Below are 19,652 nucleotides of genomic sequence, written 5' to 3' on the forward strand. Positions count from 1 at the left end.
GCCGTCCCCTTATTTCGTTCCTGCGTGGTGTGCGTGGTGGCGGGCCGTCGTCGACGGCGCGGGCGGGCCGCGGGTCAGCGCGCCGTCAGACTCCAGGCCATCGCCAGCGCCGCCGAAGGCGCCAGCGCGCCCACCCCCCAGCGGATGGCCCGGTATTTGGCGGCCAGGATCGAGCTGACGTCCACGGCCTGGACGAGCAGCCAGCCGGCCGGATCGCGCCCCGCCTCGGCGACCTCGGCGGACAGCCGCGCGAAGTCGTGCGGAGGCAGCAGATCGCCGAAGAACGTCACCCCGTCCCGGCTGCGGACCGTGCCGGTGCGCGGCATCAGCGCCCGCACCAGCGCGGTCACCGCGACCGCCCAGAGCGCCGCGGCGACGATCAGCGTGGCACCGGCGGGCCCGCGCCAGTCGGGTGCGTCGTGCCGCCCGATCAGGAACGCGGGCAGCGCCAGCGCCCCGGAGAGCAGCACGGCCGCCTTGGAGTCGGCCCGGCCGAGGTCCTCCCTGACCGTGCTCAGCAGCCGTTCGGCGATGCGCTCCCCCGTCCGGTCGTGGCCGTGCCGACCCCCGTCCGGCACCGGCACTATCGGATCGGGGGAAGCGGGCGCCCCGCCGTCGGCAGCCATCAGTCCTCCTCCGCCCAGGACCATCCGTCGTCCCGGCTACGGTTCCGGCGGCGCGGCGGCCGCGCCTCGGCGTCCTCGTCCCCCGGCCGGTGGGGCGCCCGCTCCGCCCGTGCGGACGGCTCGTCCGCCACCCAGTCCGGGGTGAACGGCTCGGGCTCGGCCGGCTCCAGCTGCGGGGTGTCCCGGCGGGCGGGCAGCGAGCCGATGGGGCCCTGGACGCGGTGGCGGCCCTGGTTGAGGAGCTCCAGTGCCTGCGTCTCCACGTCGTTGGACTGGATCTGGCCGCCGGCGACCATGTCGAAGAGCCGCTCGACGCGTTCCTTCTCGTCCTGCCTGCCCTCCTGGCGGATCTTCTCCAGGAAGTCCTTGGCCGCCTCGGGTTCGGCCGCCAGCATGTAGCTGAGCTGGTCCAGCTCCCCGCCCTGGAGCATCGCCCGGAACTTGCTCTGATGCACCCGGGTCACCTCGGCCGAGGCGTGTGCGTCCCGGATGCCGTCCATGTGGTCGATCGTCCGGTCGTCCACCCGCACCCGGACGTACAGCCGTACCCGCAGGCCGAGTTCGGCGCCCAGGTCGTCCCAGCGACCGCTGGCGCAGTGCCGGGTGATGGCGCGGTCGGCCGCTTCGGCCTGGGTCACCGGGAATTCCGAGGAGATCTCGCGCAGCCGCTCCAGCGTCGGGGCGGTGAGCCGTTTGGTGACGTCGGTGACGACCTCGGTGGCGGCCAGATGGGGATCGGTCACGGTCCAGTGGATGTCCACCTCGGCCTTGAAGAACGTGGTGCCGCCCGCGGCCGGCAGCTCCATCTGGAGCGTCGTCTCGAAGGTGCCGAGCGCGATCTCGCAGATGGTGTGCGGCCGGGCCAGCGCCCGCTTGTTGTGGTGCTGGACACCGGAGACGGTGGCCACGCTGTAGCCGCCGTTCCGGTAGAACATCACCAAGGCCATCCGGGCACTCGCCTGCCGGAACGGACCCGTCGGCGTGTACTCCCGCAGGAACGGGCCCGCGGGCCCGGGGTCGGCGGCCCAGTCCACCGCCACGCCCTCGTCCTCAGCCATGCGTCTCCTCCTCGTCCATCTCGCCCGTCCGGTCCCGCGGCGGAACGGCGAGCCACCACAAGGAGCGCGCCTGCGCGTCGGGGAGCGGATTCTCCGGATCGTTCATCATTCGGCGCAGCAGCCAGTCCAGCCGCCGCCGGTCGTGCTCCGCGGCCGCCAGCGCGGGCAGCAGCGCCGCCAGGCCCGGCCGGGTCCACTCGGCGCCGTCCTTGCGCACGGCCGAGCGCAGCAAGGACTCCAGCGCGTCCATGGCCACGTCCTTCGAACGCGGGGTGTTCAGCGCGGTCCACATCAAGTCGGCCATCGGGCCGACGAGTTCGGGGCGGGTGGCGGCCAGCGCCAGAGGCAGCGGCCAGTCCCCGCGGTCGCCCAGCGGGGAGCCCGGCTCGTCGTCCAGCACCTCGTCCACCCGCGTCAGGGCGAGCCGGACGGTGGTCACCAGGCCGAGGTCCTGGTACTCCTCGCGCTTGTGGTGCGTCCAGCCGGCCATCCGCCGCAGCACCTGCGCGCTGTCCGGGAGCGCCAGCAGCCGTACGACGTTGAACGAGGCGACCGCCAGCTGCTCGCCGTCGTCGCGGACCCCGATCCGGGCCAGCGCGTCCAGGGTGTCGTCCGTGGTGGTGGCGGCGTTCCCGTAGCCCAGCGCCATCGCCGCGGTCCAGCGCAGCGACTTGGTGCCGTAGCGGCTCCAGTCGTCGACCAGCTTGCACACCGCCTTGCGGTGCGAGGCATGGCCGGCCGCCTGGTCCATCGTGGTGGCCGCGAAGACCCGACGGCGCGGGGTGGCCGCCTCGGCGAGCGGCCGGATCAGCTCCGCGTAACCGTGGTCGAAGTCCCGTACGCTCAGCTCCCCGGCGGCCACCGCTGCGCGCATCCACACCTGGGGACGGGGATCGTCCGCCAGCAGCCGCAGCCAGCGCACGACCGGCGCCCGGACGGGGAAGTGCCGCTCCCAGATCTCGGTCAGCACCGCGGCGGGCAGGGCCGGGCCCCGGTACCAGATCAGCCGGCCGGGCACCTCGGTACCGGCCACCTCGACCCGGCCGTCGGTCAGTACGGCGCGCGAGAGCGCCAGATCGGATTCCGGGTCGTCGCAGAACAGCGGGCGGGCCGGGGTGTTGTCCGGATCGCTCTGTACGGACAGTTCCCAGGTCAGCAGGTGGGCGGCGGCGGCCACGGCGCTGTGCGAGGCCCCGCCCAGCACGGCGAGCGCGATCCGGAACGCCACCGGGTGGAACAGGGCCGCCGTACCCGGCCGCCCCGCGCTCCCCTCCGCATCGGCCGGGGCCGCGGTCAGCGCCCGGTCCACGCCGGCGAACCACTCCTGGGCCTGCCCGGCGGCCAGGCTCCGGCACCCGGCCAGCAGCTCCTCGTAGGAGACGTCGCCCAGCAGATGCCCGGCCAGCAGCGACGCGAGCAGCTCGGCCTCGGCCGGGCGCAGGTCCGTCAGCCCGACGGCGTCCCGGACCTCCGGCCGGTCCGCCAGCTCCTCCGCGCTCGCCAGGAGCTCCGCGGGCCCGGGGCCGTCCGGGGTCGCGGCGGCGTGGTTCTCCAGCTGCTCCTCCAGCCGGGTGGTGAGGAGCTCCTCGGTGGGCGCGGGCGGGCAGAGCATGCCGTACCGCCCGGTCAGCAGCGGGTTCGCCGCCGATCCGACCGCCACGACGATCACCGCGAAGGACGTGCAGCGGTCCAGGGCCGCGGCCAGCCCGTCCAGGTCCATCGCATCCGGCGGCAGCGCACCGGGCCTGGTGAGGGAGAGCTCCAGCAGATACCCGGTGCCGGGCTCGTTCTCCCCGGCCTCGCCGCCCAGCGAGTCGGCCAGCTGCCGTACCCCGCCGTCCGGATCGACCCGCCGCACCCGGGAGCCGGATTCGGGCCGCGCGCCGTTGCCGTCCACCGCGAGGGTGGTGACCTCGTCGAGGAGGGAGAGCGCGGTGCTGGTACGTCCGGTGCCGGGCGCGGCACCGAGCACCAGCAGCCGGCGGGCGCTGAGCGCGTTGCGCAGCAGCAGGTACCCCTTCGGCTCCACATGGACCCGGCGGAGCCTGCTCAGCTCCTCGTTGGGCACGGGTCCGCCGCGGATCCCCGCACCGGACCGGGGGGCGCCCATCCGCAGATGGATGTCGCCGATATGGGCGCTCTGGATGTACGAACGGTCGAAGCTGTTCAGGTCCCGGCCGGTGTCGAACAGCATCCGGGTGGAGCGCCGCGCCCGCGAGGCCGCGGCGAGATCGGTGGCCCCGGCCCCGTCGTCACCCTGCTCCTCCGCGAGCGGGTCGCGGGTGTACTCCTTGAACCGTCCCGCGGCCCGCTCCCGCTCCCGCTCGCGTTCCCTCTCCCGCTCCTTCTCGGCGTCACTGCCCTCCGCGGAGCCCCCGTCACCGTCGCGTTTGCCCTCGTCCCCCCGGGCCCTGTCGTCCCTGGCCTTCTCGTCGCCCCCGGGAGACCCCGGATCGGCCGCCGGCTTCTCGGCCGCGCGCTCGGGGGGACCGCCCGCCTGCTGCTCGTCTGCCACGTGGCTCAGTCCTTCCGCGGCCCGGCGTCGCCGGTGATCCGCCCGATGTGCACGGGCTGTTGGTAGACGTTGCCGCTGTGCCGGGACATGTCGCCGTGCACGGTGTAGCGGTCGCCGGAGGCACCGGGCCGGTCGTCGGCGTCCGTATCGGCGGCCCCGGCCCCGGCGTCACCCTCCACCGGCGGCCGCGTACCGGCGGCCGGCGCCGCCTCACCGACGGCCGCCGCCTCACCGGCACCCTGCGCCGCACCCGCACCCCCCGCCTCACCCACCGGCATCACCGGAGCCGTTCGCCCGGGAAGCCGGAACCAGGCGGTGACCTCGCCCTCCTTGAGTTCCAGCCGGGCCGGGGCATAGTGCGCGGGCTCGATGAACTTGCCGCCGCTGCTGACCACGTCCTCGTACAGCGACTGCGAGGTCACCAGCACGAGGTCGGCCCGCTCGGCGTCCAGCAGCTGCCGGGCGACGGGCGAGTCGGCCAGCCGGCACGCGAGGTCGACCGCGCGCCCGCTGATGCCCCGGTCGTCGTGCCGGACCGGGCCGACATGCATGCCCACCCGAAGCCCGAGGGGGACGCGCAGGGCGCGGTTCTCGTCCCGCAGGTTCTCGTGCACCTCGACCATCCACAGGCCGAGCAGCCGGGTCACCGCGATCCGGCCCGCCACCGACAGCAGCACACCGTCGCCGCGGTCCTCCATGTGCACGGCGTCCCGCGCCACGTTGGCGCCGACGAACGCCGCTTCCAGGATCCGGTAGATCCGGGCGCGCATCCGCGGCTTGTCCACGTCGTCGTAGTCCCCCGAACGCCGGGCGTCGACGCTGATCACCAACTCGTAGCGCGCTTCGGTGACATCCATCGAGCGATCCACCCCATGCCCCCTGTCCCCTGTCCTGATTCCCTTGTCGTCCCCATCAGCTTCGGGCCCGGGACGAAGGCCGTCTGTAGCGGTTTACACACGACAGGCCGGGAGCTTTATCTCTGTTGACCGTCCGCGTCGTGATGGCCGTCCGCGAGGAGGGCGAGGAGTTCGGGGTCGAGGATCTCCACCATGCGGTTGCCGGTACGCACGACGTGCTGGGCGCGCAGCAGCCGCAGCGCCTTGGCGACGGCCTCGCGGGTGGCTCCGACGGTGGCGGCCAGCTCGTCCTGCGCCAGATGCACGACGGTGCCCGAGCGCGAGGGACTCGGTGCGGAAGGGGTGTAGGGGCCGGAAGGGGTGTAGGGACCGGACGGTTCGGCCCGCGACAGTTCGGTGAGCCGACTGGCCAGGCGCTGCAGCACGGTGAGCGAGGCGAGCGCGGACCGCTCCTGGTCGGCGCTGCGCAGCCGGAAGGTGAGCTGGCGTATCACCAGCCCGCTGACCCGGGGATGCAGGGCGAGAAAGCGACGGAACGCGTCCCCGGAGATGACCTGGGCCTCCGTGGGGCCGAGCGCGCGCACGGTGGCGCTGCGGGGATGGCTGTCCAACGCGGCCATCTCACCGACCAGTTCACCGGGACCGCGCAGGCCGAGTATCAGCCGGGTGGCACCACGGTCCGTCGATACGGAAACGGTCACCCACCCCCGAAGAATGATCATGACGTGATGGGACCGCTCGCCCTCCGTCAGGAGAGGAGCATCGGCCACATAGTGCTTCCGGTTTCCGAGCGCCATCACGCTCTCGTTCTCCCGGGTCGTCAAAGCCCGTGCGAACGCCAGCTCATCGCCGAGCAGCCCCATGGCCACTCCCCCCACGGCAGTTCCGTACAGCTGATTTTCGTAGCGATGATGCTCGCAGAGCGAGGCTCTGGGTGGAGCAAATTGCGCCAGCTTGTGCGTACTGGCTGGTATCTGTCGAACGTCCAGCTAGACCGCCCGAACGACCGGCGCGCTCCCCGGACTTTCCCCGCCCGCCCCCGCTCGCGGTACCCCCAGCCGGCGCGCCCCGCACCCCACCCCCGACGACGACCCTGAGGTCAGCCCCCACGCCCGACGGTGCGGGCGGCACGGCGCAAGGATCCGGACAGGCGAGTGAGACTTGGCGAAAACTCAGGTTTCCGTCGACGGCACGGCGATTCCCCCCGTATCAAGGGGAGTTGATCCCTCCACAACAGCCCCGTCACGAGGGCGCCGGGCGTCGCGATCGGCGGCCCGACTGGCTCCGGCTGTCAGCCGGCCGGTGCGGGGCGCGGGCCGCCGTGGAAGACCTGACCGGCGTGCCAGGAGCGGTGGGCCGCGGCGGCGGGGCTGTGGCCGACGAAGCGCTGCGAGACCACACCCCGCCGGTGACCAGGTGATGGAACGGGTGGGCCGGCGTCGTCCTGTGGGGCGGCCCGTACTCGGCCGGCAGCCGCTTCAGGTCCCCCTCCACCGCGCTGTACCGCAGCTGACCCTCGCCATCCCGCTGAAACCGCCCGAGGCCCTACAGAAACAACAGCGGCTTGTGCGGGGCACGCGCCCCGCTCCTGGTCCAGTGCCGCAGCTTCGCGGTCCGGCTCCAGCCAGTCCATGACGGGCGATCGTGGCGACGCCCCCGGGCTGCCGAGGGCAGCGGAGACCCGGCAGGAGTCGAGGGGCGGGCCGGGGCGCAACGTCGGCCGCGATCACCAATGGCCGTTCAGGGCCCGTGAGTTCGAGGCCGGCTCACCCGCCGGGCATCCCGGTCTCCGCATCACCCATGGTCCGGCTCCGTGTCCTCACCGGCCTTCGCCGCTTGGTCGATGGCAACGGAGTAGAACCACTTGGCGATTTCGGTGATCAGCTGCGCCCGGCCCGGAGTGCTGGTGAAGAAGTAGTCGCTCATCTTGTGGTGTGCGTCCTGGTTGTCGGCGATTGCACCCGTGACGGCATCGTCGAAGTCCGGGGATTCGGCGAACTGGGTAGGGCTGTTGACCTTGGCCTGTTGTACGAGGTCCGCGTCGTCCAGGAGGGTGCCCAGCAGCGCCTCGAGGAAGGACACCTTCTGGGACGGCGTGAAGTCCTCGTTGCCGAAAAGGTCGTTGAGTCGATCCAGGACCGCCTGGAACGCAACCATCTTCGGGTCCCTCTTGGCTGCCGACCCGGCGCCCGTCATGGCCTTGAGCGCAATGTCCTCCCCGCCCAGGACAATGTCGGTCTTGCCCTTGTCGGCATGTTTGACGTTCTGCAGTACGACGTCGGACAAGTCGATCGGGGCGGTGAAGTTGTCGGGCTGGATGCGGCGGGCGAGGAGCCGCAAGTAGATGCTGCGTTTTTCGAGGTCCGCGTCGCCGTAGTCGACGATCTGACTCATGAAGTCGTAAAGGCGCACGAACGTGCTGACATCCTTGCGGAACGTGTCGAGCTCGTCCAGAGCGGCCTGGTCTCCCTCGCCGCCGTTCGCGGCAAGGGCAGCGGTGTACCGGTCCTGGAACCGCTGCTTGCCCGGGGTCACCGCGGCCGTCAGAGCGTTGTTGCCCTTGCTTTTCACGAACGCTTCGGCGCACTGATCGATCTCGGTGGGCGTGTAGATCCCGGAGGTGTCCAGCTTGGCGGAAAGATCGTGCACCAGGTTTGGATCGGTGCACTGCTCCAGGTGCGCGTCGGTGTAGTACGGCTCGAACGCCTCCTGGATGGCCTTCGGGGGGTTCACGAAATCCACGACTTGGGTCATCGCCGAGGTCTTCTGGGCGCCCGATGGAGTGAGGTAGGTGCGGTTGAGGCGCGAGAGTGTCTGCACCGCCGTCACGCCCGACAGGAGTCGGTCGACGTACATGGCGCACAGCAGCGGCTGGTCGAAGCCGGTCTGGAACTTGTTTGCGACGATCATGACCTTGCACTCGTCGCCCTGGAACGCGCTGCGCAGGTCACGTATGCCCGGGTTCATGGAGGCTTCGGTGAAGTCCCCCGGACCGGACTCGGGGTCGTCGACCTTGCCGGAGAACGCCACAAGGGTGCCGTAGTCCAGGCCCTTTTTGGCTATGTAGTCGTCGATGTCCAGTTTGAAGCGCACTGCGCCCTTGCGGGAGTCGGCTACGACCATGGCCTTGGCATGTCCGTCCAGCAGGTGCGCGACGTTGGCGCGGAAGTGCTCGACGATGATCGCGGCCTTCTGCGCGATGGTCTGCGGATTGAGCTTCACCCACCGCATGACCTGCTTGGTCGCCTCGCTCTGGTCGACCTCAGGGCCGCCGGCGGCGTTCTGACCCACCTGGAAGGCCAGCTTGAACGAGTGGAAGCCCTGCAGAACGTCCAGGATGAAGCCTTCCTGGACGGCCTGCTTCATCGAGTACACGTGGAACGCCTGCGGCGGCAGGTCCTTGCCGTCGGGCACCCGGCCGAACAGCTCCAGGGTCTTGCCCTTGGGCGTGGCGGTGAAGGCGAAGTAGGAGATGTTCTCGCTGACGGCCCGCTCGGACGCCTCGGCAGCCAGTATCGACTCGACGTCGATCTCGCCGCCCTCCTCGACCTCCTTGAGCTCCTCGGAGGTCAGCACGGCCTTCAGCTTGCCGGCCACCTGCCCGGACTGCGAGGAGTGCGCCTCGTCGGCGATGACGGCGAACTTCTTGCCCTTCAGGCCCTTCGACTGCCGGATCTCGGCCATTGCGTGGGGGAAGGTCTGGATCGTGACGACGATGATCAGCTTGCCGTCCGCCAGGGCCTTGGCCAGCATCCCCGACTTGGAGGAACCCTCGCGGGCGGCCTGCCTGCGGTCGATGGCCAGAACGATGCCCTGGTCGTTGTCGATCTGCTTGATCGCGTCCTGCAACTGCCCGTCCAGCACGGTCCGATCGGTGACCACGATGACCGAGTCGAAGACCTTCGAGTTGCCCGCCTGCAGGCGGGCCAGGCGGTGGGACAGCCAGGAGATCGAGTCGGTCTTTCCCGAGCCCGCCGAGTGTTGGATCAGGTACCGGTGGCCGGCGCCTTCCTCGATCACGGCATCGGTGACCTTGGTGACGGCCTCCCATTGGTGGAAGCGCGGGAAGCGCAGCGTCGCCGACCGTGTCGTCTTGCCGGAGATCGGGTCGGTGCGCCGGTCGTGCTTGATGTACATGAACCGGCCGAAGATGTTCAGCCATGCTTCCCGCTGCAGCACGCGCTCCCACAGGTAGGACGACGGCGACCCGTCCGGGTTGGGCGGATTGCCGGCCCCACCGCCTTCGGTGCCCCGGTTGAACGGCAGGAAGAATGTCTTCTCGCCGGCCGGCTTCGTGGTCATCCAGACCTCGTCGTTTGACACCGCGAAGTGCACCAGCGCGCCGCGCCCGGAAGTGAACAGTGGCTGTACGTGCTTGGTCCCCGGGTCCTTCGGCTGCCGGCTCGTCTTGTACTGCCGCTTGGCGTCCTCGACCGTCTGCGTGAAGTCGGTCTTGAGCTCGGCCGTCGCCACCGGCAGGCCGTTGATGAAAAACACCAGGTCCACGCTGCGCTGGTCAGTAGCGGAGAAGTGGACTTGCCGCATCACGCGCAGCCGGCCCTTCTCGTAGTCCGCCACCGTCTTGGCGTTCAGGGTGGACTCGGGCTTGAACTGGCACATGCGGAACTTGGCGGACAAGTGCCTGAACCCGTGGCGCAGCACGTTGAGCGTTCCGCCACCGTTCTCCATGTCGATCGCCAGGAACTTCACCAGCCGGTCCAGCACCTGCTCGCGCTGCTTGGCCTCGTCCGCGGCGCCGGCCTTGACGACCTTGGCCAGCTCGTCCGGTTGTGTGTCCTTGAGCCATCCGAAGAAGTCCGCGGGGAACAGGGCACGCTCGCGGTCGTAACCGGTGTCGTTTTTCGAGTACAGCCAGCCATGTGCGGCCAGGTACTCGCACAGCTCCTTCTCGAACTCGGTCTCGTGGTGCTGTGCCAACTCAGGCCTCCTGGCAGACGTCAATCTGGCCGGTCACGGCCGCTGTGATGAGAGCGGAACGACGCTCTTGGGAAAGCTCGATCAACCGCTCGGATTCAATGATCAGAGAGTCGATCCGAGTGGTCTGTTCTTCGAGATAAGAGACGATCTCATCCCATTCCTCGGGGGGCGGGAACGAGATCCGCATGCCCATGAGCGCATCGGCGGTCAACTTCGGCTGCCGCGAACCGGAGATATACGGCACCAGGCTTTCGGCCTCGATACGGGCCGCAAGAAGGGTATGCGGCACCTGCTTCGGGCGAAGGACATGCGCATGGTTATTTACCCAAATCCTGCCTTCAACGGCAACAGCGATGGGCTTACTCCTGAGAAGAAGGCCAAATCCGTCCTCGGCCACCAAGGCAAGTGGCTCATCGAACAAATACTCATCGACGCTGTCGATGACGGCGGTGGCGCCGTAGTACGGATACGGCCCCTTCCTCCCTGTTCGCTCCTCACTGCTGAGCGGAACGCGGCGCGAGTCGAGGGAATCAGCGAGGCGACGCACGGTGGTGAGGGACCAGGCTTCCGGAATGGAACCCACCACCGGATCCCCTGAGTCCACCAGCTTTCTCTCGCCACACACCCCTTGGCGGACCGCGCGTTGCAGTACGGCGGCACGCCTTTCTCTCAGCATTTCCACGAGACGCTGTTGTTCTGCGATGAGCGTGTCGATCCCGCCGATCTCAAGGTCTAGATACTCGGCGATGGCGCGCTGATCAGATAGCGCCGGCAGGAACACTTCGACGTTCCGTATGAAGTCCCAGTTGGCCCGGGGCATTTTCGCGCCGAACACGGAGGATTCGACCGGGTCGAGAAAAGCCCTGCTGAGCAGGGCGTATCTCAGGTACTCGGGTACCACCTTCGACAGATTCGGGCGGTAGACATGGAAGTCGCCGACCGCAGCGCCGGGGGAATCGGCGAGCCATGCCTTTGCTAGATACGGACGCAATTTGCCGAAAAGTAGGTCCCCTGGCTCGAATGCCGAGCCCTCGCCTTTATAGTCGGTGACCGGAGAGTCGACGAGGCGTCCGGTCTTCGGCTCGATGGCTTCCAGGCCGATCCGAAAATCGCGGTCGGCGGACTTCTCCTTCACGAGGGATACGGCTCTCCCGAAGGGCATCCAGCCGTTGCTCATTTCTCTACCTCGCGTAGGAGGCCCATGATTTTTTGGATCTGCGCATCCAAGTCGCGGTCGATCTCCTCCAGCGGGCGCGGGGGAGTGTAGGTGTAGAAGAGCTGGGTGAAGGAAATCTCATAGCCCACCTTGGTCTTCTTGGTGTCGATCCAGGCGTCCGGCACGTACGGCAGTACCTCGTCCTTGAGGTAGGCCCGAGCGGCTTCGTCGCGGCCCGCATCGCCTAGCGTGTTGCCGCCGTAGTTGAACGGAACGTTTTCCGTGTCGCGCTTCTTGGGATCTGGCTTGGGGTTTCCCTTGCGGTCGGTTACGCGTTCGTCGTCATTGCCGAGCAGCGGACGTTCGATGGTGATCTGCCAGTACCCGAAGTCGGTGGTGTTGCAGATTTTGGAGTGTTCAGTCTCGCCGAAATAGTCGTACAGCTTCACGATCTGCTCGCGCGTGGCTGCGTCGATCTCCTTGCGCTTGGAACCCAGGCTTTTGCGCATCTTGGTCCACATTCCGGAAGCATCGATCAGCTGGACCTTCCCGCGCCGCTCGGGCTTCTTGCGGTTGTCCAGGACCCAGACGTAGGTGGCGATGCCGGTGTTGAAGAACATGGCGGTGGGCAGCGCGATGATCGCGTCCACCAGGTCGTTCTCCAGCAGCCAGCGGCGGATCTCCGACGGGCCGGATTCCGGAGCGCCCGTGAAGAGAGGGGAGCCGTTCAGGACGATGCCCGCGCGGCCGCCGCCCTCGTGGGCCGGCCGCATCTTGTGGGCCAGATGTGTCAGGAAGAGCATCTGGCCGTCCGATACCGGCGGCAGGCCAGGGCCGAAGCGGCCGCTCGGCTCACCCTTCTTGCGCTCCTCTCGCACACCGGCCTCCGAGGCCCTCCAATCCACCCCGTAGGGCGGGTTGGACATACAGAAGTCGAAGGTCTTGTCGAAGAATTTGTCGTCGGCCAGAGTGTCGCCGAGGCGGATGTTGCTGACTTCCTGCCCCTTGCCGATCATGTCGGACTTGCAGATGGCGTAGGACAGGTCGTTGATCTCCTGCCCGTACAGGCGCAGCCGGGCCTGCGGGTTGCGCTCGAGCAAGCGCTCCTCGGCCACTGAGAGCATGCCGCCCGTGCCGGCGGTGGGGTCGTAGATCGTGCGGATGGTGCCCGGCTCCAGCAGGGCCTCGTTTTCCTCCGCGAACAGCAGGTCGACCATGAGACGGATCGCGTCGCGCGGGGTGTAGTGCTCGCCGGCCTCCTCGTTGGAGGCTTCTGCGAATTTGTAGATCAAGTACTCGTACAGGTCGCCCATCGCCGCGTTGGGGACGGTGTCCGGGTGCAGGTCCACCTCGGCGAACTTGGCGACGATCAGGTACAGCCGGTTCTTCTCTTCGAGCCTGTTGATCTCCGCCTCGAAGCCGAAGCGCTCGAAGACGTCGATGTTGCCGGAGAAGTGCGAGATGTAGTCGATCAGGTTGGCGCGCAGGCCCTCGGGGTCCTCGAGCAGCCGGGCGAAGTCGTACTGCGAGGTGTTGTAGAAGGTCAGGCCGGTCTTGCGCTTGACCTGGACGTCCAGGGCGCCACCGTCGAACTTCTCGGCCAGGGCGCGGACATCGTCACGGGTGGGCTCGAGCAGGCAGTCGAGGCGTCGCAAGATCGTGAACGGGAGAACGATGCCGCCGTACTGGTGTGGCCTGTAGACGCCTCGCAGCTGGTCAGCGATCGACCACACGAAGTTACCCAGGGTGCTCAATTCGGTCCTGCTCTCTGCCTGCTAGTGGGACATGCCAGCATGGCAGAGGCCACCGACATGATTGGCCGGATCGTCCGTCCCGGCCGGTGCTGATCTCCCCTCGGGGCCCGCTGGCAGTTGCTGGATCACAGCTGGGTAGGTGGCTGTCGGACAGGCAGAGGCGCGCCCGGGGCGCGGCGTGCCACGGAGCTGGTGCGGTGTGCCTGGCCCTCCCCAGAGGTATGGCGCCCGTCGGACTGCCGACGCATTTCGTCGCCCACGCCACAGCAGATCCTCTCGTTGGGCCCTGCCGGGCGACTGCAGCCAGAACCGTGGCCGGGCGGCTCGTCCCCCGTCGTCCGCTCTCGGGCCTGATGCGATGCCACGAGGCCGCGACGCCACGACGCCACGAGGTCATTCGGTCCCGGCGTCGAGGTGGGTGCCGAAGGCGGCGGCGAGGAGGGTGCGCAGGTGGTCGGCTTCCGGGATCAGCGTGGCCTCGATCTGGTCGTCGGTGCGGCCGGCCAGGGTGAGTTCCTGGATGCGGCGGAACAGCAGACGGTCCGCCGCGGCGATCAGGGCGGCGCCGGCGCGGGGCGCGATGGCCGGGGTGGGATCCGGGGCGGCGGCGGTCAGCGCTGCGGCGAGCGCCTCCTCCCGCTGGTCGTGCAGTTCGCGGAGCCGGGCGGTGAGGGTGGGGCTGTCGGCGACCATGCGGGCGAACGCGGGGCCGGTGAAGCCGACGACGGGGCTGTGCTCCAGCAGTGCGGTGCGGAATGTCCGTCCCAGCGCGGCGAGCGGCTCCTCGCCGGGCTCGCGCCCGGCGACGGTACGGGCCAGGCCCTCGGTGAACGCCTCGTGGTGGTCGAGGGCCAGGTCTTCCTTGCGGGGGAAGTAGTTGGTGACCGTCTTCTTGGACACGCGGGCCGCGGCGGCGATCTCGGCGATGGTGGTCTGCTCGAAGCCCTGCTTGATGAAGAGCTTGGTGGCGCAGTCGGAGATCAGCTGCCGGGTCTCCTGCTTCTTGGACTCGCGGAGCCCCATCTCGGTAGTCATGGGCCAATATTACATCCGTCGTAAAAATAGTCTTGACCGACTGGGTGGCCCTGGCTAAAGTTACGTCCATCGCAAAATTCGCCCGAGTGAACGGACTGGGATTGCGCAAGCTCACGTACTTCGTCGGCACCACCATCGACGGCTACATCGCCGCCCCCGACGGCGACTTCGACTTCTTCACCCCGCACGTCACGGAGGACTACCTGCCCTTCCTGACCACTGAGTTCGCCGACACCCTCGCCACGCCCGGCCGTGCGGCGCTCGGCGTCGGGGACGCGCCCCGCACGCGCTTCGACACGGTCCTCATGGGCCGCGGCACGTACGAGCCGGGCCTGGCCGTGGGGCTCACCAGCCCGTACGCCCATCTGCGGCAGATCGTCTTCTCCCGCTCGCTCGCCACGAGCCCGGACCCGGCCGTCGAGGTCACCGACGAGGACCCGCTCACCGCGGTGCGCAAGCTCAAGCAGGAGGACGGGCTCGGGATCTGGCTCTGCGGCGGTGCCGATCTGGCCGGGCAACTCCTGCCCGAGATCGACGAGTTGATCGTCAAGCAGTACCCGGTCGTGGCCGGCACCGGCATCCCGCTCTTCCGCGCCGACTTCGCGCCACGCGCGTTCCGGCTCGCGGAGAGCCGCGTGTTCGACGGCGGCAACGTCGTCCTCACCTACGCCAAGGCGTCCGACTAGCCCCGCGCCCGCCAGGCCCCGCACACGACGCACCGCCCGACCTCGCCCTGCCACGCCCGCACCTGCCAGGAGTTGCCCTGAACGTCACCGCCTCCACCCTGTCCCTCACCGTCGTCGACGTGGACGCCTCGCGTGAGTTCCTCTGCGCCCACCTCGGCTACCAGGTCGCCATGGCCGCCGACGGCTTCGCGTCCCTGACCCGCGGTGACGCCGCCGCAGACATCGTGCTGCTCCGTCGCGGCAGCGAGGTGCTCCCGCCCGAGCAGCGCGACCAGCAGGCCGCGGGCCTGATCTTTGCGCTCACCGTCACCGGCATCGAGGCCGAGGAGCGCCGCCTGCGCGAGGCCGGCGCCCCGATCACCATGCCGCTGCGCGAAGAGCCCTGGGGCGAGCGGCTGTTCCAGCTGACCGACCCGAACGGCATCGTCGTCCAGCTCGTCGAATGGGCCGCGCCGGACGAGCCCGCACAACCCGAGGAGCCCGCCATGCTCGTGATCACCCCCACCGCCGAGAACGTCACCGAGTCCCCGAACGCCCGCATGACCGGTCTGGCCGCCCCCAGCCGGGGCAGCACGGAACTCAGCACCTGGACCGTCGAGATGGAGGCCGGACAGACCGGCCCCGAGCACGTCATCAGCCGCGAACAGGTCTGGACGGTGACCAGCGGCGTCCTCGAGGTCACCTGCGACGGCCGCACCGAAAAGATCTCGGCAGGCACGACCGTCGTTCTGCCACCGGACGTTGTCCGCCGGGTCCACGCCCCGGAGGCCGCCGAGGCCCACGTCGTCATGCGCGCGGACGGCGTGGCCTCCGTGCCCGGCACCGAGGGCACCCGCACCCTGCCCTGGGCCCAGTGACCGCCCCGACGCAACACAGACCCCACCCCACCTCATCTCACCCCACACAGTCCTTCCCACGCAGTCCTTCCCCTGACGGAGACAACTTGTCCGTGCGCATCACCGCCCTGACCGACCCCGAGGAGACCTCCGCCGGCCGTCGCCTGGCCTGGCTGGCCGCCGGCCCCGACGGCTGTCCCGCCGGGTACGCCTTCCTGCGCCTGTTCACCAGGCAGGGCCAGCGCCACCTCGCCGAACTCGACGTTCAGGTCCACCCCGCCGAACGGCGCGGGCGGGCGGGCACCCTGCTGCTCGACGCGGCCGTCGCCGCCGCCCGCCAGGACGGCCGGAGCACCGTCATCTCCCAGGCCACGGCCGGATCCCCCGGCGCCGCCTTCCTCACCGCCAGGGGCTTTCGCGCCGCACTGGCCCTCACCTACACCCGGCTGCCGCTGACCGAGGCGGACCTCCCCGCTCTCACCGCCATCACCGAGACGCCGCACGCCGGCTACCGGCTGACGGCGTGGGAGGGGACGGTGCCCGACGAACTCGCCGACACCTTCGTCGCGTCGCGCCGGGCCATGGACGACATGCCGATGGGCGCCGTCGACTACGGCACGGTGGTCTGGGACCTCGACCGGGTACGGGCGGCGGCGACCGCCGTCTCCGCACGCGGCGACATCCTCCACACCGTGGCGGCCGTCGACCGGCAGGACGGCGCCATCACCGGCTTCACCGAACTGGTCGTCCCCGGCAGCGGGACGGGCGACGCCCAGCACTACGGCACGGCGGTGCTGCCCGAGCACCGCGGCCGCGGCCTCGCCCGCTGGATGAAGGCCGCCTCGATCATCCAGGCCCGCGGACGCCACCCCCACCTCGCCGGCCTGCTGACCGACACCGCCGACAACAACCCGCACATGCGGCGCGTCAACGACGAGCTCGGCTACCTCCCGACGCACACGGCCCACGAGTACCAGCTCGACCTGTAGTCCGCCCCTCCCGCACGGGACGCGGGCCGAGGAACGCCGAAGGGCCCCACCGCAAGCGGTGGGGCCCTTCGACGTATTGCCCGGTGAGAGCAATGGCGGAGGATACGAGATTCGAACTCGTGAGGGGTTGCCCCCAACACGCTTTCCAAGCGTGCGCCCTAGGCCACTAGGCGAATCCTCCGCCGCAAACAATACAAGACGTTGGGGAGTGCTCGCGAACATGATCCGGAGGAGGGGGCCGCGGAGGATCGGAGCGGGGGTGGGGGCGGGAGCCGGGTTCGATTGTTGGGCGGGGGATCCGCTAGTGTGGAGCGCAGCCCCTCACGTGGCGCTATCTGACTGAACTCCCCCAGGGCCGGAAGGCAGCAAGGGTAGGTTGGCTCTGGCGGGTGCGTGGGGGGCGCTTGCGTTGGGGCACGGGGCCGGGCCTGCTCACGGGGGAGAGGTCGAGCGTTCGGGCAAGGGCCGGTTGTCAGTGCGGCCCGATATCGTCGTATGCGTGTCGTCCCTTGCGCTGTACCGCCGCTACCGACCCGAGACCTTCGCCGAGGTCATCGGGCAAGAGCACGTGACCGACCCGCTGCAGCAGGCGTTGCGGAACAACCGGGTCAACCACGCGTATCTCTTCAGTGGGCCGCGCGGCTGTGGCAAGACGACCAGCGCGCGGATCCTGGCGCGGTGCTTGAACTGTGAGGAAGGTCCCACTCCCACGCCCTGCGGGACGTGCCAGTCGTGCGTGGACCTGGCCAGGAACGGGCGGGGCTCGATCGATGTGATCGAGATCGACGCGGCGTCGCACGGTGGCGTGGACGACGCCCGTGAGCTGCGGGAGAAGGCGTTCTTCGGGCCGGCGAGCAGCCGCTACAAGATCTACATCATCGACGAGGCCCACATGGTCACGTCGGCGGGCTTCAACGCGCTGCTCAAGGTCGTCGAGGAGCCGCCGGAGCATCTGAAGTTCATCTTTGCGACGACCGAGCCCGAGAAGGTCATCGGGACGATCCGGTCGCGGACGCATCACTACCCGTTCCGGCTGGTGCCGCCGGGGACGCTGCGCGAGTACCTGGGGCAGGTGTGCGGGCAGGAGGACATCCCGGTCGAGGACGGCGTGCTGCCGCTGGTCGTGCGGGCGGGTGCCGGTTCCGTACGTGACTCGATGTCGGTGATGGATCAGCTGCTCGCCGGGGCGGCCGCCGACGGTGTGACATACGCCATGGCGACGGCTCTGCTGGGGTACACCGACGGATCGCTGCTGGATTCCGTCGTCGAGGCGTTCGCCGCGGGGGACGGGGCGGCGGCCTTCGAGGTGGTCGACCGCGTCATCGAGGGCGGCAATGATCCCCGCCGTTTCGTGGCCGACCTGCTGGAGCGGCTGCGGGATCTGGTGATTTTGGCGGCGGTGCCGGACGCGGGGGAGAAGGGCCTGATCGACGCTCCCGCCGATGTGGTGGAGCGGATGTCGGCGCAGGCGTCCGTGTTCGGGGCGGCGGAGCTCAGCCGGGCCGCTGACCTGGTCAATACGGGTCTGACGGAGATGCGCGGGGCGACCTCGCCGCGGCTGCAGCTGGAGCTGATCTGCGCGCGGGTACTGCTACCCGCGGCGTACGACGACGAGCGGTCGGTGCAGGCGCGGCTGGACCGGCTCGAGCGCGGCGCGGGCGCGATGGCGCCGGTCGGTATGAGCGGCGGGATGCCCGCCGGTGGCGGTGTTTCGGGGGCCGGGGCGCCGGTCGTCTCCTCCGGGGGCGGGCCGGCGGCCGGGTATGTGCCGGGGCCGGAGGCCCATCCGGTGGCGGCGCCCGGGGGACCGTCCGGGCCGGCGGCCGCGCGGGCCGCGGTACGGGGGGCCACGGGCAGTGGCAGTGGCAGCGGCAGTGGCAGTGGTGGTGAAAGTCAGGTGCCGCCGGCTCAGGCCCCGGCTCAGTCCCCGCCGGCGGCTGCGCCCGCCGCTGCGTGTGCGCCCGGCGGTTCCGGTGGCGAGCATCAGCGGGCCGACGTGGGCGGCGCGGCGGCGCAGGGCGGCGGACCGGCGAATGCGCCGACGCGGCCCGGGGCGTGGCCCGGCGCCACCGGCGGCGCTGCTGGTGGCGGTGCCGGCGGCAACGCAGGTGGCAGCGCGGGGGCAGGTGGCGGCGGTGGCGGACGGCAGCCCGGCGGCTGGCCGTCGGCCGTGGCGCCGGGGCAGGGCGGCCAGGCGGCGCAGGGAGGCGCCCCCGCGGGGCCGCCGCCCGCCGCTGCGCCGCCCGCCACCGGACCGGCCGCCGGCCCGCCCGCGCCCGTACAGCAGCAGTCGGGGGCCGGGGCCGCTCAGGGCGCCGCGCAGGTGCGGCAGATGTGGCCGGACATCCTGGACGCGGTCAAGGGCCGCCGGCGGTTCACCTGGATCCTGCTGAGCCAGAACGCTCAGGTGTCCGGCTTCGACGGCACGACCCTGCAGATCGGCTTCCCCAACGCCGGAGCGCGCGACAGCTTCGCCAACGGCGGCAGCGAGGACGTCCTCAAGGACGTGCTGGCCGAGCGGTTCCATGTGCAGTGGCGGGTCGAGGCGATCGTCGACCCGTCGGGCGGTGCCAACCCCCCGGCCGGTGGCGCGCCCCGTAGCGGCGGTGGCGGGGCGGGCGGCGGCTTCGGCGGGGCGCCCGCCGCGCCGCAGCAGTCCGCGCCGCAGCCGCCCCGGCAGAGCGCCCCGGCGGCGCCCGAGGGCCCCGGTGGGCAGTACGGGCAGGGCGGGCAGGACGGCCAGGGTGGCGGGTCCGGCGGCGGGAGCCAGGGCGCGCGGATGGCGCGGGAGGCGGTGGCCCCCGCGGCGTCCGCCGGAGGCGGCCGGAGCGCGCCCGCGCCGGAGCCCTCGTACACGCCGCCGGAGCCCCCGCCGATGTCGATCGAGTACGACATGCCGGCCGAGGACGACCCGGATCTCGTCGACTCCGCGCTCAGCGGCCACGACCTGATCGTCCGGGAGCTGGGCGCAACAGTGGTGGAAGAGTTCGACAACAACGAGTGAGCGAATGGACGGCTGAGGGGGAGGTGCGCGGGCCCGTGAGTGACGCATTGTTGCGGGCGGTCGCGGTCCGTCATACGGGGTGGTCGGGCGGCCGGTGCGAACCGGCGCTCGGATGCCCCGATTGGCGTGGAATAGCGGCGAATGCCCGTGCGCGCGGGGGCCCGCGGGGCATATCCGGGCTCCTCCGTACGGCGTAGG

At 70.2% G+C, this 19,652-nt stretch carries 13 protein-coding genes, 1 tRNA gene, 1 other RNA gene and 1 pseudogene; 5 read left to right on the forward strand and 11 right to left on the reverse strand.

Annotated elements, in window-relative coordinates:
- Positions 1-74: 74 nt before the first annotated feature.
- The 10 genes and pseudogenes from ACIRPT_RS13900 to ACIRPT_RS13945 form a co-directional block, all read right to left on the reverse strand.
- The gene (locus ACIRPT_RS13900; RefSeq protein WP_403499149.1) at positions 75-626 is read right to left on the reverse strand and encodes a Pycsar system effector family protein; all 552 of its coding nucleotides are present in this window, start codon (positions 624-626) and stop codon (positions 75-77) included.
- Positions 626-1,684, reverse strand: a complete 1,059-nt coding sequence (locus ACIRPT_RS13905) for a hypothetical protein (protein ID WP_403826614.1) — start codon at positions 1,682-1,684, stop codon at positions 626-628. Before ACIRPT_RS13905 ends, ACIRPT_RS13900 begins: the two co-directional genes overlap by 1 nt.
- Positions 1,677-4,199 carry a hypothetical protein gene (locus ACIRPT_RS13910; protein ID WP_403826617.1) on the reverse strand — a complete coding sequence of 841 codons (2,523 nt, stop codon included), beginning with the start codon at positions 4,197-4,199 and terminating at the stop codon, positions 1,677-1,679. The genes ACIRPT_RS13905 and ACIRPT_RS13910 overlap by 8 nt, the downstream gene beginning before the upstream one ends.
- A 5-nt stretch (positions 4,200-4,204) precedes the next feature.
- Positions 4,205-5,056 (reverse strand): hypothetical protein, encoded by an 852-nt coding sequence (locus ACIRPT_RS13915; RefSeq protein WP_403826620.1) that lies wholly within the window; start codon positions 5,054-5,056, stop codon positions 4,205-4,207.
- Positions 5,057-5,172: 116 nt separating this feature from the next.
- Positions 5,173-5,919, reverse strand: coding sequence for a Crp/Fnr family transcriptional regulator (locus tag ACIRPT_RS13920; RefSeq protein WP_403826623.1), 747 nt, complete (start codon positions 5,917-5,919; stop codon positions 5,173-5,175).
- Between the two features lie 430 nt (positions 5,920-6,349).
- Positions 6,350-6,689: pseudogene (locus ACIRPT_RS13925) on the reverse strand (restriction endonuclease); the annotation flags it as partial.
- Positions 6,690-6,850: 161 nt separating this feature from the next.
- The gene (locus ACIRPT_RS13930) at positions 6,851-9,994 is read right to left on the reverse strand and encodes a type I restriction endonuclease subunit R (RefSeq protein WP_403826626.1); all 3,144 of its coding nucleotides are present in this window, start codon (positions 9,992-9,994) and stop codon (positions 6,851-6,853) included.
- Position 9,995: 1 nt separating this feature from the next.
- Entirely contained in the window at positions 9,996-11,171 is a 1,176-nt protein-coding gene (locus ACIRPT_RS13935) for a restriction endonuclease subunit S (protein WP_403826629.1), read from the reverse strand.
- Positions 11,168-12,904: an N-6 DNA methylase gene (locus ACIRPT_RS13940; protein ID WP_403826632.1), complete on the reverse strand. Its 1,737-nt coding sequence runs from the start codon at positions 12,902-12,904 to the stop codon at positions 11,168-11,170. The genes ACIRPT_RS13935 and ACIRPT_RS13940 overlap by 4 nt, the downstream gene beginning before the upstream one ends.
- A 393-nt stretch (positions 12,905-13,297) precedes the next feature.
- Positions 13,298-13,927, reverse strand: coding sequence for a TetR/AcrR family transcriptional regulator (locus tag ACIRPT_RS13945; protein ID WP_403827079.1), 630 nt, complete (start codon positions 13,925-13,927; stop codon positions 13,298-13,300).
- Between the two features lie 107 nt (positions 13,928-14,034).
- On the opposite strand from ACIRPT_RS13945, the gene ACIRPT_RS13950 reads away from it, so the two are divergent.
- The 3 genes from ACIRPT_RS13950 to ACIRPT_RS13960 all read left to right on the forward strand — a co-directional run bounded on the left by ACIRPT_RS13950 (position 14,035) and on the right by ACIRPT_RS13960 (position 16,450).
- Positions 14,035-14,625, forward strand: coding sequence for a dihydrofolate reductase family protein (locus tag ACIRPT_RS13950; RefSeq protein ID WP_403827081.1), 591 nt, complete (start codon positions 14,035-14,037; stop codon positions 14,623-14,625).
- A gap of 98 nt (positions 14,626-14,723) precedes the next feature.
- Complete coding sequence (locus tag ACIRPT_RS13955) at positions 14,724-15,482, forward strand: VOC family protein (RefSeq protein WP_403827083.1); 759 nt, start codon at positions 14,724-14,726, stop codon at positions 15,480-15,482.
- 86 nt (positions 15,483-15,568) lie between these two features.
- Positions 15,569-16,450 carry a GNAT family N-acetyltransferase gene (locus ACIRPT_RS13960; RefSeq protein WP_403826635.1) on the forward strand — a complete coding sequence of 294 codons (882 nt, stop codon included), beginning with the start codon at positions 15,569-15,571 and terminating at the stop codon, positions 16,448-16,450.
- Between the two features lie 93 nt (positions 16,451-16,543).
- Here the strand turns inward: ACIRPT_RS13960 and ACIRPT_RS13965 are convergent.
- Positions 16,544-16,631 (reverse strand) — tRNA-Ser (locus tag ACIRPT_RS13965).
- A 131-nt stretch (positions 16,632-16,762) separates the two neighbouring features.
- On the opposite strand from ACIRPT_RS13965, the gene ffs reads away from it, so the two are divergent.
- Positions 16,763-16,861, forward strand: an RNA gene (ffs, locus tag ACIRPT_RS13970) — signal recognition particle sRNA small type.
- Between the two features lie 88 nt (positions 16,862-16,949).
- Positions 16,950-19,454 carry a DNA polymerase III subunit gamma and tau gene (locus tag ACIRPT_RS13975; protein WP_403826638.1) on the forward strand — a complete coding sequence of 835 codons (2,505 nt, stop codon included), beginning with the start codon at positions 16,950-16,952 and terminating at the stop codon, positions 19,452-19,454.
- Positions 19,455-19,652: the final 198 nt, after the last annotated feature.

The sequence above is a fragment of the Streptomyces sp. NPDC101227 genome, assembly GCF_044767545.1.
In the GTDB taxonomy this organism is placed as follows: Bacteria; Actinomycetota; Actinomycetes; order Streptomycetales; family Streptomycetaceae; genus Streptomyces.

Excerpts from the sequence above, each read along its gene's own strand:
- ACIRPT_RS13905 (WP_403826614.1), bottom strand. The coding sequence starts at position 1,684 with ATGGCTGAGGACGAGGGCGTGGCGGTGGACTGGGCCGCCGACCCCGGG.
- ACIRPT_RS13945 (WP_403827079.1), bottom strand. The coding sequence starts at position 13,927 with ATGGGGCTCCGCGAGTCCAAGAAGCAGGAGACCCGGCAGCTGATCTCC.
- ACIRPT_RS13935 (WP_403826629.1), bottom strand. The coding sequence starts at position 11,171 with ATGAGCAACGGCTGGATGCCCTTCGGGAGAGCCGTATCCCTCGTGAAG.
- ACIRPT_RS13915 (WP_403826620.1), bottom strand. The coding sequence starts at position 5,056 with ATGGATGTCACCGAAGCGCGCTACGAGTTGGTGATCAGCGTCGACGCC.
- ACIRPT_RS13900 (WP_403499149.1), bottom strand. The coding sequence starts at position 626 with ATGGCTGCCGACGGCGGGGCGCCCGCTTCCCCCGATCCGATAGTGCCG.
- ACIRPT_RS13920 (WP_403826623.1), bottom strand. The coding sequence starts at position 5,919 with ATGGGGCTGCTCGGCGATGAGCTGGCGTTCGCACGGGCTTTGACGACC.